Source organism: Sphaerisporangium album (assembly GCF_003323745.1).
GTDB classification, from domain to species: Bacteria; Actinomycetota; Actinomycetes; order Streptosporangiales; family Streptosporangiaceae; genus Sphaerisporangium; species Sphaerisporangium album.
The window spans coordinates 191,429-207,004 of record NZ_QOIL01000004.1; the positions used below are offsets into that span (position 1 = coordinate 191,429).

15 protein-coding genes are annotated in these 15,576 nt (G+C 69.1%); 7 read left to right on the plus strand and 8 right to left on the minus strand.

Features of this window, described 5'->3' with window-relative positions; translation table 11 throughout:
- Positions 1-149 precede the first annotated feature (149 nt).
- Together DQ384_RS08600 and DQ384_RS08605 are read left to right on the plus strand one after the other, a co-directional pair.
- Entirely contained in the window at positions 150-731 is a 582-nt protein-coding gene (locus DQ384_RS08600) for an ATP-dependent Clp protease proteolytic subunit (protein WP_114028447.1), read from the plus strand.
- A gap of 46 nt (positions 732-777) precedes the next feature.
- Positions 778-1,452, plus strand: coding sequence for an ATP-dependent Clp protease proteolytic subunit (locus tag DQ384_RS08605; RefSeq protein ID WP_114028186.1), 675 nt, complete (start codon positions 778-780; stop codon positions 1,450-1,452).
- 63 nt (positions 1,453-1,515) lie between these two features.
- Here DQ384_RS08605 and glnII read toward each other — a convergent pair whose 3' ends face one another.
- From glnII to DQ384_RS08625, 4 genes are all read right to left on the minus strand, one after another.
- A complete protein-coding gene (glnII, locus tag DQ384_RS08610) occupies positions 1,516-2,529 on the minus strand; it encodes a glutamine synthetase (protein ID WP_114028187.1) in 1,014 nt (337 codons plus the stop codon).
- Positions 2,530-2,787: 258 nt separating this feature from the next.
- Positions 2,788-3,795, minus strand: coding sequence for a DNA polymerase ligase N-terminal domain-containing protein (locus DQ384_RS08615; RefSeq protein ID WP_114028188.1), 1,008 nt, complete (start codon positions 3,793-3,795; stop codon positions 2,788-2,790).
- Positions 3,796-4,021: 226 nt separating this feature from the next.
- Positions 4,022-4,471 carry a cupin domain-containing protein gene (locus tag DQ384_RS08620; RefSeq protein WP_114028189.1) on the minus strand — a complete coding sequence of 150 codons (450 nt, stop codon included), beginning with the start codon at positions 4,469-4,471 and terminating at the stop codon, positions 4,022-4,024.
- A complete protein-coding gene (locus tag DQ384_RS08625) occupies positions 4,468-4,860 on the minus strand; it encodes a VOC family protein (protein ID WP_114028190.1) in 393 nt (130 codons plus the stop codon). Before DQ384_RS08625 ends, DQ384_RS08620 begins: the two co-directional genes overlap by 4 nt.
- A 49-nt stretch (positions 4,861-4,909) precedes the next feature.
- Between DQ384_RS08625 and DQ384_RS08630 the strand changes: the two genes are divergently transcribed.
- The 4 genes from DQ384_RS08630 to DQ384_RS08645 all read left to right on the plus strand — a co-directional run bounded on the left by DQ384_RS08630 (position 4,910) and on the right by DQ384_RS08645 (position 12,180).
- On the plus strand, positions 4,910-5,536 hold the full coding sequence (locus DQ384_RS08630; protein ID WP_114028191.1) for a TetR/AcrR family transcriptional regulator: 627 nt from the start codon (positions 4,910-4,912) through the stop codon (positions 5,534-5,536).
- Between the two features lie 39 nt (positions 5,537-5,575).
- On the plus strand, positions 5,576-7,435 hold the full coding sequence (locus DQ384_RS08635; protein ID WP_147268698.1) for a hypothetical protein: 1,860 nt from the start codon (positions 5,576-5,578) through the stop codon (positions 7,433-7,435).
- A gap of 163 nt (positions 7,436-7,598) precedes the next feature.
- Complete coding sequence (locus DQ384_RS08640) at positions 7,599-9,188, plus strand: flavin monoamine oxidase family protein (RefSeq protein ID WP_342769383.1); 1,590 nt, start codon at positions 7,599-7,601, stop codon at positions 9,186-9,188.
- 280 nt (positions 9,189-9,468) lie between these two features.
- Positions 9,469-12,180, plus strand: a complete 2,712-nt coding sequence (locus tag DQ384_RS08645; RefSeq protein WP_220182841.1) for a YfhO family protein — start codon at positions 9,469-9,471, stop codon at positions 12,178-12,180.
- A 24-nt stretch (positions 12,181-12,204) separates the two neighbouring features.
- On the opposite strand, the gene DQ384_RS08650 is transcribed toward DQ384_RS08645, so the two are convergent.
- The 3 genes from DQ384_RS08650 to DQ384_RS08660 are packed head-to-tail and all read right to left on the minus strand — an operon-like array spanning position 12,205 to position 13,914.
- Positions 12,205-12,933 carry a DUF6082 family protein gene (locus DQ384_RS08650; RefSeq protein ID WP_147268699.1) on the minus strand — a complete coding sequence of 243 codons (729 nt, stop codon included), beginning with the start codon at positions 12,931-12,933 and terminating at the stop codon, positions 12,205-12,207.
- Between the two features lie 8 nt (positions 12,934-12,941).
- A complete protein-coding gene (locus DQ384_RS08655; protein WP_114028194.1) occupies positions 12,942-13,562 on the minus strand; it encodes a DUF6879 family protein in 621 nt (206 codons plus the stop codon).
- Positions 13,555-13,914, minus strand: coding sequence for a hypothetical protein (locus DQ384_RS08660; protein WP_342769384.1), 360 nt, complete (start codon positions 13,912-13,914; stop codon positions 13,555-13,557). Before DQ384_RS08660 ends, DQ384_RS08655 begins: the two co-directional genes overlap by 8 nt.
- 284 nt (positions 13,915-14,198) lie before the next feature.
- Here DQ384_RS08660 and DQ384_RS08665 point away from each other — a divergent pair, with 284 nt between their 5' ends.
- Positions 14,199-14,822 carry a hypothetical protein gene (locus DQ384_RS08665; protein WP_114028196.1) on the plus strand — a complete coding sequence of 208 codons (624 nt, stop codon included), beginning with the start codon at positions 14,199-14,201 and terminating at the stop codon, positions 14,820-14,822.
- Between the two features lie 83 nt (positions 14,823-14,905).
- Here DQ384_RS08665 and DQ384_RS08670 read toward each other — a convergent pair whose 3' ends face one another.
- Complete coding sequence (locus DQ384_RS08670; RefSeq protein WP_181871099.1) at positions 14,906-15,439, minus strand: hypothetical protein; 534 nt, start codon at positions 15,437-15,439, stop codon at positions 14,906-14,908.
- Positions 15,440-15,576: the final 137 nt, after the last annotated feature.

Consider the following 15,576-nt stretch of genomic DNA (forward strand, 5'->3'; position numbering starts at 1 on the left):
CCTTATGGCGCGCGTAAAAGCCGCCATTACCAGGCGACTGATCTCTTGGGAGCAGGTGACCAACGGTGACCCCGAGGCGTTCTTCCCGTGACCCGTTCACGACCACGTTCGAGACCGGCTCGCACCCTGTCCAGGTGCAGCAACAGCCCATGATGGACCCGCTGGGCCAGCGCCTGTTGCGCGAGCGCATCATCTTCCTCGGCCAGGAGGTCGACGACGAGATCGCCAACCGCATCTGCGGCGAGCTCCTGCTGCTCTCCGCCGAGGACTCCGAGCGCGAGATTTTCCTATACATCAACTCCCCGGGCGGCTCGGTGTCGGCGGGGCTGGCCATTTACGACCTGATGCAATACATCCCGAACGACGTGTCGACGGTGGCGATGGGCCTGGCCGCCTCGATGGGCCAGTTCCTGCTGAGCGCGGGCACCCCCGGCAAGCGGTACGCGCTGCCGCACGCCCGCGTCATGATGCACCAGCCGCTCGGCGGCATCGGCGGCACCGCGGCCGACATCAAGATCCAGGCCGAGCAGATGCTCCACACCAAGAAGACGCTGGCCGAGCGCATCGCCTTCCACACGGGGCAGACCGTCGAGCAGATCGAGGCCGACTCCGACCGCGACCGCTGGTTCACCGCCGACGAGGCCAAGGACTACGGGCTGGTCGACCACGTGGTGCCGAGCGCCAGGCTCGTGCCATCCGAAGGCCCGGTCTCCTCGCCGTCTCCGGAATGATCCCCGGACTCGAAGCGATCATCGAACCCCGCGAACGGAGGCAATCATGACTGATCCGACCAGGCCCGGCTTCCCCGGCGCAGTGGCTCCGATCCACGACCGGTACGTCCTGCCGTCCTTCACCGAGCGCACGACGTACGGCGTCAAGGAGATGACCCCGTACAACAAGCTCTTCGAGGACCGCATCATCTTCCTCGGGGTGCAGATCGACGACACCTCGGCCAACGACGTGATGGCCCAGCTCCTCACGCTGGAGTCCATCGACCCGGACCGCGACATCAGCATCTACATCAACTCGCCGGGCGGCTCTTTCACCGCGATGACGGCCATCTACGACACGATGCAGTTCGTCCGTCCCGAGGTCCAGACCGTGTGCATCGGCCAGGCGGCGTCGGCCGCGGCCGTGCTGCTGGCGGCGGGCGCGCCCGGCAAGCGTTTCGCGCTGCCGCAGGCTCGCGTCCTGCTCCACCAGCCCGCGATGCAGGGCGTGTACGGGACGTCGAGCGACATGGAGATCCAGGCCCGCGAGATCCTGCGCATGCGCGCCCTGCTGGAGGAGCTCGTGGCCCGCCACTCCGACAAGCCGGCCCACGTCGTGCGCCGCGACCTCGACCGCGACAAGATCCTCACCGCCGACGAGGCCAAAGAGTACGGCCTGGTGGACGACGTGTTCTTGCCGAGGAAGCGCACGACGGCCGGCCTGCCCGCCGCGGTGCGCTGACACGCCGAGGCGCCCGCCCCGATCGGTCCGGGGCGGGCGCCTTCGACGTGTGGTCCGGTCGCCTCAGACCTGGTCGGCCTTCTCCAGGGCCTCGCAGCAGGTGCCCACGATCAGGCGGGTCACCACGTACGGGTCGCAGTTGGCGTTCGGCCGGCGGTCCTCGATGTAGCCGTGCTTGTCGACCTCGACCTGCCACGGGATGCGGACCGACGCGCCGCGGTCGGACACGCCATAGCTGTACTCGCTCCACGGGGCGGTCTCGTGCATACCGGTGAGGCGCTTCTCGATGCCCGCGCCGTACCCGGCGATGTGCTCGGACGCCTTCTCGCCCAGCGCCTCGCAGGCCGTGATGATCGCGTCGTAGCCCGAGCGCATCGCGGCGGTGGAGAAGTTGGTGTGCGCGCCCGCGCCGTTCCAGTCGCCCTGCACCGGCTTGGGGTCGAGCGTGGCGGACACGCCGAAGTCCTCGGCGATGCGGTACAGCAGCCAGCGGGCGATCCAGAGCTGGTCGGAGACCTCCACCGGCCCGGCCGGGCCGACCTGGAACTCCCACTGACCGGGCATGACCTCGGCGTTGATGCCGGAGATGGCGAGGCCGGCCTCCAGGCAGGCGTCGAGGTGCGCCTCGACGATCTCGCGGCCGTACACCTCGTCGGCGCCGACGCCGCAGTAGTAGAAGCCCTGCGGGGCGGGGAAGCCGCCGACCGGGAAGCCGAGCGGGCGCCCTTCCTTGAAGAAGGTGTACTCCTGCTCGATGCCGAACCAGGAGTCCTGGCCGGCGAAGCGCTCGGCGACGGGGGTGAGCTGCGCCCGCGTGTTGGTCTTGTGCGGGGTCATGTCCGTGAGCAGCACCTCGCACAGCACGAGGACGTCGTCGCCGCCGCGGATCGGGTCGGGGCAGGTGAAGACCGGCTTGAGGACGCAGTCGGAGTTCTTGCCGGGGGCCTGGTTCGTGCTCGACCCGTCGAAGCCCCAGATGGGCAGGTCCGCGCCGTCGGCAAGGATCTTCGTCTTGGAACGAAGGCGTGCGGTCGGCTCGGTGCCGTCGATCCAGATGTACTCGGCCCTGTAGGTCACTTCGATCCCTTCGGCAAGGCGGACAGTGGCGTGATGGAGCGGGACATGGCGAACTCTCCGCGCTTCTCGCAACGCCGACGTTGCCAATCGGCCGTTTCCGACCTGTTGCCCGTTTATAAACGCCGTGTGAATTCGCACGCGATCCGGCGTGTCTTCGGTCACACATCGTCCCTGGTCAGATACCAGGACAGGGTGTTCCCGGCCACGAAGCGATCAAGCCCAAAACCCGGAAAGGGATGACCCCCCCGCCGTTGGGCGTCAGGGGGCCGTTCGGGTGGGGATGGTCAGCCAGTACGGGCTTCTCATGCCTGGAAGGTAGGGGCTGGTGAGGCGTTTGGCGAAGATCGCCGGGAAGCCGCGCTGGTGGGCCACCTTCAGGACGGGTTTGCCGTCTGCGGGAAACCACGGCGTGGTCTGCCAGCGGTCGCCGTTGAGCTTCAGGTAGTCGAGCGTGCGGCGGCGGTTCTCGTACGAGCGGTCGAGGAGGGCGCCGCCGTCCAGGTGGAGCAGGTCGTAGATCATGAAGACCGGCGTCCCGCTCACGTCGGCGATCTGGCCGTCGAGGACGGCGGGGAGGTCGAGCAGGGCCTTGGGAAGACCGCCCAGGTCCGGGGTCTTCTCCGCGGGAACGGGGCCTCCGTCGGCGGCGATGAGGCGGGTTTCGCCGTTCTGGACGGCCAGCAGGGCACGGTCGCCGCCCAGGTCGAACTCGAAGCCGTACGCCCGCTGGTCGCGGGGGATGCGCTTGCGGGGTTCCGGGAGCATGGGAAGAAGGCCCTCGCCGAGCGGCCGGGACGCTTCGGGAGGCGGGGGATCCATCCGGTGGATCATCCAGTTCTTCCCGTTCGTCGGGAACAGCACGTAGCGGCCCGAGGTCCGTGAGCCGTGCAGGACGACCTTGACCTCGCGCTCGGTCCACTTCTCGGTCTCGTAGGTGCCGCGATCCCAGATCAGCACCAGCCCCGCGCCGTACTCGCCCTTGGAGATCTCCCCCTCGAAGCCCGCGTACTCCAGGGGGTGGTCCTCGGTGTGCACGGCGAGGTGGTTGGTCTTGGGATCGAGCGGCAGGCCCTTCGGGATCGCCCAGGAGACCAGGACGCCGTCGCGCTCCAGCCGGAAGTCCCAGTGCAGGCGGCGCGCGTGGTGCTCCTGGACCACGAACGTGTCGTCGCGGCCCCGGGGGAGCGGCCCGGGCCCGGGTACGGGCTCGGGCGTGCGGGCGGCGTCCCGCTTGCTCCGGTAGACGTCGAGTTTGTCGGCCGACATTGCCGTTTCGTACCCGCGTCGGCCTTTTTCGCACCCGGGCCCGCCCGCGCCGTGGCCATGCCGAGCCGTTTCACCCCCGTCTGGGACCGTCCGGCACCCAGGCGCGCCTCCTGGCGGCGGCGGGAGTCGAACCGGTCCACTCCGGATCGACGTCCAGGCAGGGCGGGCCGTGACGTGCGTGGGCCGTGCCGGCGCCTGGGGTATCGACCACGCGGGGCGGCGGTCGTCAGGCTGGGGGTGGGCCGAGGATCTCGTAGCCGTGGCGGGCGCCGATCTCCGCCAGCAGGGCGAAGTCGGGCGGGCCGGCGGGCAGGGCGGACACCTCGGCGGTGAAGTGCTCGAACCCGGCCGGCCAGGTCAGTTGCAGCATGCGCAGCGCCTCGTCCCCGCGGTTGACGAACGCGTGCGGCCGTCCGCGCGGCAGCAGGATGAACCCGCCCGGCCCCGCCTCCCACGCCTCGTCCTCGCAGTGCACCTGGACCGCGCCGGACAGGACGTAGAAGGCCTCGTCGTCGTGGTGGTGCACGTGACGGGGCGTGGCGAAGCCCGGCGGACACTCGGACTCGATGACGCTGAGCGCCGCGCCGGTGTCCCGTTCGCCCGCCTTCACGGTCATCGTGGTGCCCAGAAAGGGGTACCTCGTCCCCGCACCCGGGGGATGGAAGAGCACGGTCATGATCGCCTTTCCAGGGTGTAGAGGCGGATCTCGATGCCGTCGGGGTCGGTGACGCCGCCGATCAGCCATCCGGTCCTGCCTTCCGCCACCCCCGCGTGGGGGACGCCGAGCGAGTCCAGGCGGTCCGCCCAGGCCCGCAGGTCGGCGAGCGTGGGCACGCCCAGCGCCACGGGGTCGAAGCCGCGCAGTTCGGCGGCCCGGTGCGGGTCCTCCCGCAGCGCGAGCATGAGCGTCGCGCCCGGGTCGCTCAACGCGACGCCGCGCAGTACGCCGTCCTCGTTGAACTCGATCGCCACCTCAAGGCCGAGGACGCGCCCGTACCACTCGACGCTCTTGCGGACGTCGGAGACCGGCAGCTTGACGTGGTGATACCCACCCAGGGCGGTCATGGCTCACCTCTCAACTTAGAGTTCTACTCTAAAGTGGTACTCTAAAGCGATGCCGCAAGTCAAGGGTCGGAACAAGCGATCCGCGCAGACCAGGCGCCGTGTCGTGGAGGCGGCGCACGCCCTGTTCGTCGTCCGGGGCTATGCCGGCACGACGTTCCAGGAGATCGCCGACGCCGCGGGCGTGTCGGTGCAGACCGTCTATTTCCACTACGGAAGCAAGAGCGGGCTCCTCAAAGAGGTCATTGACGTCGCCTCGGTGGGGGACGACGCGCCCGTCGCGCTCCTCGACCGCACGGGGTTCACCGGCCTTCAGATGCTGGAGGACCCGGAGGCGGTGGTGCGGGGATGGGTCCGCGAGAGCGCCGTCATCCTCGACCGCGTCGCGCCGCTGCTGGCGGTGGTCCGCGACGCGGCGGGCAGTGATCCGGACATGGCCGCCCAATGGGCCACGAACAGCGAGCAGCGCCGCACCGCCCACGAGGCGTTCGTCGCGATCATCGCCCGCCTGCGCGCTCTGCGGCCGGGTCTCACGCGCCGCCGGGCCGCCGACATCACCGTCGGGTTGCTGTCCCCGGAGCTCTTCCTCATCATGACCCGCGAATCCGGCTGGACGACCGCCCAGTGGCAGACCTGGGCGGCTGACCACCTTGCCCACGACCTTCTCCGCCGTCCCTGAGTACCGTCCTTCGCCGCGGACGTATTAGCGTCTCGGTGCGTGTCCGTTGATGGAGTGAACTCCACGGGACGTGGCCGCGAGGCATGGTGGGGGCTTCCGCTCGCCGTCGTGGCCGTCGCCGTCGCGGTCGGTTCGTGCTTCGAGGGGCTCAACCACGATGTCCGGTACGCGCTCGGCGGCCTGCGCGCGGCCGGGCGCGGCGGGTTCACGTGGGCGGAGACCTTCGTGCACCGGCCGCTGCCGTACCGATGGTTCATCGGCGGCCTGGACTCCCTGACCATCGGCCCGGTCGCCGCACGCGAGGCGCTGATCCGGCTGCTCACGGTGGCACTGGTCGCCCTGACCGCCGTCTGGCTCCGCGCCGCGCTGATCCGTCAGGGCCGCCGCTCCCAGCAGCCCGCCCCGCCGGACGCCGTCGTGCCGGACGCCGTGCTGTCGCGTGCCGCCGCACCGGACGCCGTCGTATCCGGATTGTCGCGTGGGGAGGCGACCGCCGTGGCGTTCGGCGCGGGGCTGGCGCTGGCGCTCGCCCCCGCCTGGGACCTCCTGCAACCCGAGTGGGTCGCCGCACTCTTCGCCACCGCCGGCGTGGCCGCGACGCTGTGGTTCCGCCGCGTCCCGGTCGCCGTGCTCGCCGGGGGAGCGGCGCTCGCCCTCGCCGTCCTGGTGAAGTACACCACTGCGCCCAGCGCCGTCATCGCCCTCGGCGTCGTCGCCGTGCTCAGCCTGCGGCGGGCCGTATGGACGGCCGTCGCGGGCGTGGTGCTCACCCTCGCGATGTTCGGCGCCGCCGTTCTCGTCGAGTCGCGCGAGTGGCGGTGGTTCACCGAGTTGTCCGACCTCAACTCGGGGACGCCGCTGCGCACCGGGTTCGGGCAGGCCGCGCGGGACGGGCTCGTGAGCGCCCTCGCCAACGAGGCGCTACTGATCCCGGCGCTGGCGATGCTGCCGGTCGCGGTGCTGCTGCTCACCCGGGCCCGGTCGTTACGGACGCCGGCACCGGTCTCGGACGGCTCGCGTCCCCGGGGGAGGGGACGGCGCTGGGCCTGGCCGCTGTTGTCCACGGCCGCCGTGCTGTGCGTGGTGGCGGCGCTGATCGTCCAGGGGCAGTGGTTCCAGTACCACCTGGCGGCGCTGCCCGTGTTCTCCGCGGGGGTGTGGGCGCTGGCCGTTGCGCGGTGGACGCGCCTGCGCGGCCGTCCGCCGTGGGTTCTGGTGACCGCGACGGGTGTCCTGGGCCTGGGGGTTCCGCTGGTGTCCGGGATGCCGCTCGCGTGGAGGCTCGCGCACAACGGGGCGGTCTATGCGGTCCTGTTTGCCTTCGTCGTGGTCGTCCTCGCCGTGGCCGCCTGGCGTGCGCGGGTGCGGGGCGGGGCAGATGCCGATATTTCCCCCACGACGCCGTCCGCCGTAAGACTGCTGTCCCTCGGCGTCGCCGGGCTGGCCGGCCTGGTCGCGGTCGCCGTGCCCGTGTGGCCCACCAGCCCGTACTCCTTCGACCGCACCCACGCCGACTTCACCCCGTCCGAGCGCGCCGCGCACTGGACGGAGGCCGAGCGCGAACTGGACCGGGCGCGCGCCCGGATCGGGGCGGACACACCAGTCATGTACCTCGCGTTCGGCGACATGGCGTACTTCCTGGGCAATCCGACGCGCTGCCGTTACCCCTCGCCGGTGTTCCTGCAACGCACCCAGTACCTCCCCGAGGTGGCTGACCTGCTCAGTTTCGACGAGGCGCTGGCCTGCCTGTCCGGAGGCGACCGGCTCGTCGTCGACCCGAAGTGGTTCTGGCTCCCCAAGGTGGACGCGCGGGTCCGGGACGGGGTCCGGCGGAACTTCGACTGCGGTCGCGAAGCCCTGCGCGCCGCCGGCCGGCTCGTCTGTTCCCGCCGTCGTTGACCGCACGCGGGGGACGCCCAAGCAGCCCGGTGACGCAAGCCTCCAAACCATGAAATTTCACTACATCGCGGTATTTATGCAGAAATAGGGACGGAACTTATTCGTCGATCACCTGCAATAGATCACACAGAAACTTGGCCTCCAGAGATCTTGGAGGTGTCCTGTGGACTACAGCAGGCGTGGATTCCTGACAGCGGTCGGTGCCACGGGCGGAGCCGGTGCTCTCCTGGCCACGATGGGCGCGATGGGCCTGGCGCCCACGGCCGAAGCGGCGACCCAGACCAACTTCGTCCCCCCACAACCGTCAGATTTCACCCTCACCGGTCGAGGTGCCAAGAAGGTGGTCATCCTCGGCGCCGGCGTCGCGGGCCTGGCCACGGCGTACGAGCTGGGCAAGGCCGGGTACGACTGCACGATCCTCGAAGCGCTCGACCGGGTCGGCGGCCGCAACTGGACGATCCGGGGAGGCGACCGCGTCACCGAGCTGGACGGTTCCACCCAGATCGCCCGCTTCTCCAATGGCATCTACATGAACGCCGGTCCCGCGCGGCTCGCGCAGTGGATGGTCACGATGGACTACTGCCGTGAGCTCGGCGTCCCCCTGGAGGTCTTCACCAACTCCAACGCCCAGACCTACATCTACAACGAGCGCGCGGGCATGAGCGCCCCCGTCACCTGGCGCGCGGCGAAGGCGGACGTCTTCGGCTACATCTCCGAGTTACTCTCCACGGCCACCGACAGCGGCGCGCTCGACGCCAAGCTGACCGCGCAGGACAAGGAACGGCTCATCACCTTCCTGCGCGGCTTCGGCTCCATCGGCAACAAGGCGGCCGGCTTCGCGTACACCGGCGGCGAGCGCCGCGGGTACAGCACCGACCCCGGCGCGGGCGAGCAGCCCGGCACGCCCCTCGGCCCGGTCCCCTCCCTCTCGGACGTGCTCGCCAGCGGCGTCGGCCAGCGCTTCTCGTTCGAGCTCGGCTACGACCAGGCGATGCTGATGTTCCAGCCGGTCGGCGGCATGGACGCCATCCCCAAGGCGTTCGCCGAGGCGATCGGCAAGCACAGGATCTCGCTGAGGTCCAAGGTCACCAAGATCACCGACCTGCCGGACGGGGTCGAGATCGAGTACCAGGACAGAAGCGGCAGGACCCGGAACATCAAGGCCGACTTCTGCGTCGCGGCCATGCCCCCGCACATCCTCGCCAAGACCCCGCACAACCTCGGCCCCGACGTCCAGGCCGCCCTCGCGACCCCGACCGTCACCTCGTCCGGCAAGATCGGCCTGGAGTACCGCCGCCGCTGGTGGGAGACCGACGAGAACATCTACGGCGGCATCACCAACACCGACCTCGACCTGTCCGTCATGTGGTACCCGTCCTACGGGTACGGCGCGCGGCGCGGCCTCGTCATCGGGTACTACAACAACGGCGCCAACCAGGACGCCTACGCCGCGCTGCCGCACCCCGAGCGTGAGAAGCGCGCGGTCGAGCAGGGCATGAAGATCCACGGCGCGAAGTACCGGGACGAGCTGGCGTCGTCGGTGTCCGTCTCCTGGAGGCTGCAGCCGCACATCGAGGGCGCCTGGGTCGGCTGGCCGTCCCGCACCGGCGCCTACCAGCTCCTCAACCGGCCCGCGGGCCACGTCCACTTCGCCGGCGACTGGCTGAGCTACATGATCGCCTGGCAGGCGGGCGCGCTGGAGTCCGCCCGCAAGGCCGTCACCGACCTCCACAAGCGCGTCCTCGCCCACTGACCCGCTCCCCGGCCCGCCTCCGATCTGTCACCGACGGATCGGGGGCCGGGCGTACGCCGCCGCTCGTCCAGGCTGAAGGCCGGCCCGTACGAAGTCCTCGGGCCACGAAGACCTCCTTCGAGCGGCTCGTCCACCTCCCGCCCCCTTCCGGCCGTCCGGCGTGAGTTCGCGCCCGCTCGACCGAACGGTTCACCGCTTGTAACGAAGATCGGCTATGGTGCCGTCTGGCCACAGGCGCCATCTGGCCGCAGTCGATGCTCGCGTGACGCCGTGAGGACCTTTGACGACGCAGGAAGTGCACCAGCCACCCGCCACCGTCTCCGCGTACCGCCAGGTGGGTGACGGCCTTACCTTCTGGACACGACTCCGTGGCCGGGCTCTGCCGTGGGCGCTCGTCGCCGGCCCCCGCCTCCAGGCGGCCTTCATGGCCGGGCTGCTGGCCGCGGTCGGGTTGTGCGCGGGCGACGCCGTCGCCGGGTTCTTCCCGTTCGGCGCCTCCACTCGCAGCGTCAGCGACCTGGGCAACCAGTACATCCCGTTCTACGCGTACTACTGGGACGTCCTGCACGGCCACGCCCGCGGCGACCTGTTCGTGAACTGGGCGTCCGGCTTCGGCTCCAGCTACCTGCCGGACGCGTTCTACTACCTGGCCAGCCCGTTCTCGTTCCTCGTCGCCCTGTTCCCGCGCGCCCAGATCGACCTGGCCGTGTACGTCCTCACGGTCGCCAAGATCGCCACCGCGGCGGCCGTCATGGCCCTGTACCTGCGCTGCCTCAGCTTCCGCGGGCCGCTGCGCTCCGGCAGGGCGGCCGTCTTCGGCGCCGCGTACGGCCTGTGCGGGTGGTCCGTCACCGACGCCGCCTACAACCCGATGTGGCTGGACGGCCTGATCGCCTTCCCCCTGCTCTGCCTCGCCGTCGAATGGGCCCTGGCCCGCCGCCACCCCGTCCTCGGCACGCTGTGCGTCGCCTTCACCTGGGCCTGCAACTTCTACACCGCCCACTTCGCCACGATCGGCGCCGCCGTCCTGCTGCTGATCAGGCTGGCGTCCGAGTACCGGCCCCTGCGCGACAGGCTGCACGCCACGGGCCGCGCGCTGCTGTACGGCGGGCTCGGCGTGGGACTGGCCGCTCCGATCGTGCTGGTCGTCTTCAGCGCGGCCCGCGACGCGTGGCCGGTGGACCCCAGGCCGTTCATCCCCGTCGATGTCGGCCCTCTGCTCGGGCGACTGCTCCCCGGCAGCTACCAGTTCAGCTCGCCCGCGCTGTTCGTGGGCACCTTCGCCCTGTTCGCCGCGCTGACCCTCCCGTTCAACCCCGCCGTGCCGCTGCGCGTCCGCGTGGCATGGACGGTCGCGGTCACGCTGGTCCTCGGCTCCATGCTGTGGGAACCGACCGTCCATCTCTGGTACGCCTTCACCAACCCCAACGGCAGCTACTACCGCCAGGCGTTCGTGTTGTGCGGCCTGCTCGTGATCGCGGGCTGGAAGTCGTTCTCGTACGGCGTCCCCCGCCCGTACGCGCTGGCCGGCGCGGCGGCCCTGCTCGGGGCCGCCGTCTGGGCCACGTCCCGGTGGGAGCACATGAGCCCGCACATGATCCAGTGGACGGCCGTCACCGTCGCCGCGGGAGCCGTGCTGTACCGCACGCTGACCCTGGTCCGGAGCCGAGGCCCGCGGTTGCACCGCGGCGCGGCGGTCGCCCTCCTGGCGCTCCTCGCGACCGTCCAGACCGTCGAGGCCGCGGCCAACGTGGCGCTGGTCGACACGCGCCGCGCCGACGTCCTGGACGACTACCCGACCCGCGGCCCGTGGCCGGAGAGCCTGCGCGCGGTCGTGGTGTCCGCCGACCGCTGGCCGGCCTACCGCACGGACCCGGGGGAACCGCGCATAACGGCCAACGACCCGCAGTTCCTCGGCGGAGAGGGCGCCGAGTACTACAGCAGCCTGACGTCCACCGCCCTCGTCGACACCCTGGCCCACCTCGGTTTCGGCTGGACGTCGCGCGGACGCGCCCCCAAGAGCATGGACAACCCGGTCACCGACGCCGTCTTCGCCATCGGCGCCCGCGCCCACTCGCGCCAGGTCATCGCCCCTTCGACCCTTCCCATGGGACTGCGGCGGGCCGAGGGAATCGTCGCCGAGCCCCGGACCGAGGTGACCCTGACCGTCCGCTCGACCGCGCCCCTGGTGACCGTACGGCCGCCGTCCCCGCGGACGCCGCGCTACGGCGACTCGCCCTTCCGCAACCAGGAGCTCCTGCTGGGCGCCCAGGTGTACGACCTCCCCGCCACGACGTACCTGCGCAAAGACGGCACGCCGCTTCCCGGGAACCCCGACGGCTCGCTCCAGACCATCCCCGACCCGGTCCGGACCCCCTCGTACCCGTACATCCTGCGCGCCACCTGCCGTCCCGGAGACGAGGTCTACCTCCACGCCCCCGAGTTCACCGGCGTCGCGACGCTGGCCGGCCGCGACCCGGTCTCCTTCACCGGGGTCGCCGGCCAGAGCCGCGCCTCGATCCAGAAGCTCGGCACGGTCCCCGGCACCGGCCGCCTGAAGATCAAACTCCGCCCCCACCTGGTCAGCCGGGTGCCGTCCCAAGCGCTGGCCTGCCTGGACACCACCCGCCTGACCGAAGCCGTCCGCCACCTTCGCGCCACAGGCGCGACCCGGGTCCACGTCACCGGCCACACCGTGCGGGCCACCCTGCCCCCCGCCGCCACGGGCACGGCCGTGCTCGCCGTCCCCGCCATCACCGGCTGGACCTGCTCCCTCAACACCGGAGAGCGGCCCTCCGCTCGCCGGTACCTCGGCCTCCTCGCCGTCCCCCTGAACGGCAGGGCGACCTCCTTGACCTGCTCCTTCGCCCCACCCGGCCTGAACCTCGGCCTGCTGATCACCGGAGCGTCACTGCTGGCGGGGAGCGCCCTGTACGCGGGCCGCCGTCTTCTGCTTCGCTGGAGACGCACCCGGGCGTTCCCCAGCCCCTAGGACGTGGCCAGGGCCTGGCGTGGCTCAATTCACCTGTTGTTTCTCGTCCAGGTGGTCGGCGATCTTTCGCAAGAGGGTGGCCATTCGTGTGCCGCCGACCTCTGTAGAGGTGTCCAGCACAGGTGTGGTCGAGATCGACTTGTCGTATTCCTCGTCGAGGATCGCGTGGAATCGTCTCGCCTTACGCGTTTGAGAGGTTCTGATACGCGCCTCCCGGGCATCCTTCCAGAACGTTCTGCCCGGCCTGGCAGAGAAGATGGACGCGGCCCCGTGGCGCAGATGTGTCTCAGAAAACGTGCCGAGCTCGAATCGAGTCTGCCAGTAGGACACGATGAGGTTCATGTAGAGCTGCTGCTTGAGAGAGTTCTCGTCCTTCTCATCGCTGAACACTCCCCAGCACTCCCGGTATAGCGGGTTTTCCAGGGCCATGGTGATCAACTCATTGTGAGTCGTCCGTGACGCCTGTTCCCGGGCCAGCTTGGCCTCACGTGCCTGCAGGACCAGAGAAACGGTGATCGCGGTCAACGCGAAGACGGAGATCAAGGCGGCGGCTGCCCCGTACGTCTGTCCGATCTCACTTCGCTGTGACCATTTTCCGCCGTCATCGAGCACGTCGAGCGCGAGAGGCGACAGCGCTACCAGGACTACTGCCAAGAGCACCAGCAGGACGGTCAGGAAGGGGACGAGATGGCTCACGGAAGAGCGGCTGGGTAACGGCCTGAGCTTTCGGCTTGCAGGAGTGCGGGCGGTCATGCGGCCCTTCATACCCCGTGGGGCGTGGGCTGCGGAAGGTTTGCGATCTTCCTCGGGAAGTAGCGGAGGATGTCCTCTCCCCGCTGCCAGTGGTGGCTGATCGCGTGTCGGCAGGTGGTGATCAACCCAGGATCGGTGAACTTACGCGCGCCGGACAGAACTCCATCGGTGTACTGGATCTCGTACATCACCGGGTTCGGTGATCGGTCTCCGAGCACCACGACCTCGGGGAGCACGGTCAGCGTCTCCAGATGCGCGATCGTCTCGGCGGGCAGAACCCTGATCTGCTCGCCGAGCTGGGCCCAGATCATGAGCAGGTGCAGCTCCCACTGAAGATAGGGAGTCGGCGGATCGCTCACGAACCGGATTCGTCGCTGGACGATTCCGCAGCGGTCCAGCTCGCGCTGGTGTTCGGTCCGGCCGGCGCGCATCTGCTCGGCAAGCTGCAGCGACTTCTCCCAATCACCCTCGGCCATCGCCACCCAACTCGGAGTGGAGGGCTCCTTGAAAGTGAGCTGCCTTTCCAGCTTCCATGACATATCGGACTTCCAGAAATTATCCCGAAAGTCCATCCGATAAGTGTCGAGGTCGAGGGATTGGGCTGGAAGACGGCTGAGCTGTTCAAGCATTTGGGATGTCCGGTTTGGCGGCGGTGAGGAGCTGTCGCGGGATCATCACGAGACGCTCGTCAGCACGAATCGTCAGGCCGTCCGGGAGTCTGCCCGCATAGCTCGCGGTAACATCACGTCCGACCACGGCGATGTCTCCGTTCTCCATTTCCCAGATGTCGGGGCACCCATCCGTATTGGCGGTGCTTCCGAGCTCGCGCATCGACTTTCCAAGTCTACGCAGGAAGCCTGCTTCCGTATCCACTTCCCAGGGCGTGTTCATCCGCCAGGCCTCCCGTGATTGGACGAATCCCCAGACGTCTTCAGGGTCACATGACACCTTAAGTCCGTCAATATAGTCAGAAATGGGCACACTTATATGGCAGGCCGTAAATTGCATTGGTCGTGGTGGCGGTCGCCGACTCGGTCGCCGTGCCGTCGCGCGCGTGTAGGAACTCCCGGACGGCGGTGGGACCTCGACGGGCGACCGCCACGCGGGTGACTCGCACCGCCGTTCCCTTCAGCGTGTACTCCCATGCCGGCGCTGTCGCCGCGCCGCGGGTGGTCTGGAGATAATCAACAAGACTCACCGGTGCCGTGCCGCTTTGGCGGCACGGCACCCTGCATATCATCTCAACGCTAAGGAAATCGGGCATCATGGATCTTGAGCAGATGCTCCCAACGGGCGATCAGCACGCTCTGCTGGCATCACGAGGATTCCGCGACGCGTTCGGAGCGCTGTGGATCGAGCGAAGCGATCTCGAAGAGATCGCCGGACTCCTCGGAGTTGATGCGTCGACTCGGCGCGATCACACGCTGGAGCAAGCCACGGCGTGGCTCACCGACTGGTCGCGGCCCCTCGGAGAGACGGCGACGATCTGGCTCGGACCGCACAGCCCGGGTTGGTCAGTGGCCATCATGCTGCATCCCGCCGGTTCCATGAGTGGGAGCCGCCGGCTTAGCGCCGGGGAGCGGCGATCCTTGGATATTAACTGGCTGTGGGAGGTCGATGGCCTCTACCCCTTGTACTACCAGTACAACGACGGAGAAGTCTCCGAGGAGATCGACGCGTTCTGGGACGGCTATCTACCACCTGGCTCGGTATTCGAACCCTTCGCCTCAGGACTAGTCCGTGACCACGGCCAGGATGATGGGGAGGAACCCTTGGCGCACACGTTCCTCACGATCGTAGGACGGATGACAGGTCGCTTTATAGACGAGGATTGGTTTCGCACCTCCGGCAGGGTTTATGACCTTCTCCGTCAAGACGCGCAAGAGTAGGCAACCGCTCGCGGGTCCAGCGCGACAAGAGGCGAGCACGGACCTCGACATCCGCCCATCTGACCTCGGCCTCTAAAGCCTCTCTAGCGTGCCCAGGCCTCGCGGGCGGTGGTGACGCTGGTGCCTGTGCGCAGCGATTCCTCGATGGCCAGGCTGAGCAGGTGGTCCTGGCACCCGTCGGCGAGGGGATAGGGCTCGGGAGCCTCGCCCCGGCACCAGGAGGTCATCTGGCCGAGCAGGGAGACGACGGCCAGATCGTCCTCCGAGAATTGTGCGCCCTTGTACTGGTTGCGGTAGATCACCCGTCCGTCGAAGCTGATGTGGTCGAGCTCGCGTCCCTCCAGGTTCAGGTCGACCCCGGTCTGACGGCGTACGAGCTGCGACTCCACCGGAGACCTGGGATCGACCAGGCGTACGACGCGGTCGTCCACCATCTCGCCCAGCGATCCGCGGACGACGATCCGGCGGGCGCGCAGGGGGTTCCACCACTGGTTGTCCGTGAAGTCGTACAGCCCCATTCCCGCGGCGAACTCCAGCGTGGCGATCGTGGTGGCCCTGCTGAAGGCCGACCTTGGAGTCTGGCTGGACGAGAAGCGCGGGAGATCCGGAGAGCGCACGAGCCGCCGCCCAGTTATGGTCGAGAGTGGTGAAGTCGTCGTCGATCCAGACGGCAGGAGTGGTGGCGCGGGACGAGCTCGAAGTCTCCGCCCGGATCGAGATTTATGGGATCCCTATCGTCGGATCGGCACGCAGG

What these genes read in the sequence shown, in the direction of transcription:
- DQ384_RS08600 (WP_114028447.1), top strand. Translation starts at nt 150, where the DNA reads ATGATGGACCCGCTGGGCCAGCGCCTGTTGCGCGAGCGCATCATCTTC.
- DQ384_RS08605 (WP_114028186.1), top strand. Translation starts at nt 778, where the DNA reads ATGACTGATCCGACCAGGCCCGGCTTCCCCGGCGCAGTGGCTCCGATC.
- DQ384_RS08615 (WP_114028188.1), bottom strand. Translation starts at nt 3,795, where the DNA reads ATGTCGGCCGACAAACTCGACGTCTACCGGAGCAAGCGGGACGCCGCC.
- DQ384_RS08620 (WP_114028189.1), bottom strand. Translation starts at nt 4,471, where the DNA reads ATGACCGTGCTCTTCCATCCCCCGGGTGCGGGGACGAGGTACCCCTTT.
- DQ384_RS08625 (WP_114028190.1), bottom strand. Translation starts at nt 4,860, where the DNA reads ATGACCGCCCTGGGTGGGTATCACCACGTCAAGCTGCCGGTCTCCGAC.
- DQ384_RS08630 (WP_114028191.1), top strand. Translation starts at nt 4,910, where the DNA reads ATGCCGCAAGTCAAGGGTCGGAACAAGCGATCCGCGCAGACCAGGCGC.
- DQ384_RS08650 (WP_147268699.1), bottom strand. Translation starts at nt 12,933, where the DNA reads ATGACCGCCCGCACTCCTGCAAGCCGAAAGCTCAGGCCGTTACCCAGC.
- DQ384_RS08655 (WP_114028194.1), bottom strand. Translation starts at nt 13,562, where the DNA reads ATGCTTGAACAGCTCAGCCGTCTTCCAGCCCAATCCCTCGACCTCGAC.
- DQ384_RS08665 (WP_114028196.1), top strand. Translation starts at nt 14,199, where the DNA reads ATGGATCTTGAGCAGATGCTCCCAACGGGCGATCAGCACGCTCTGCTG.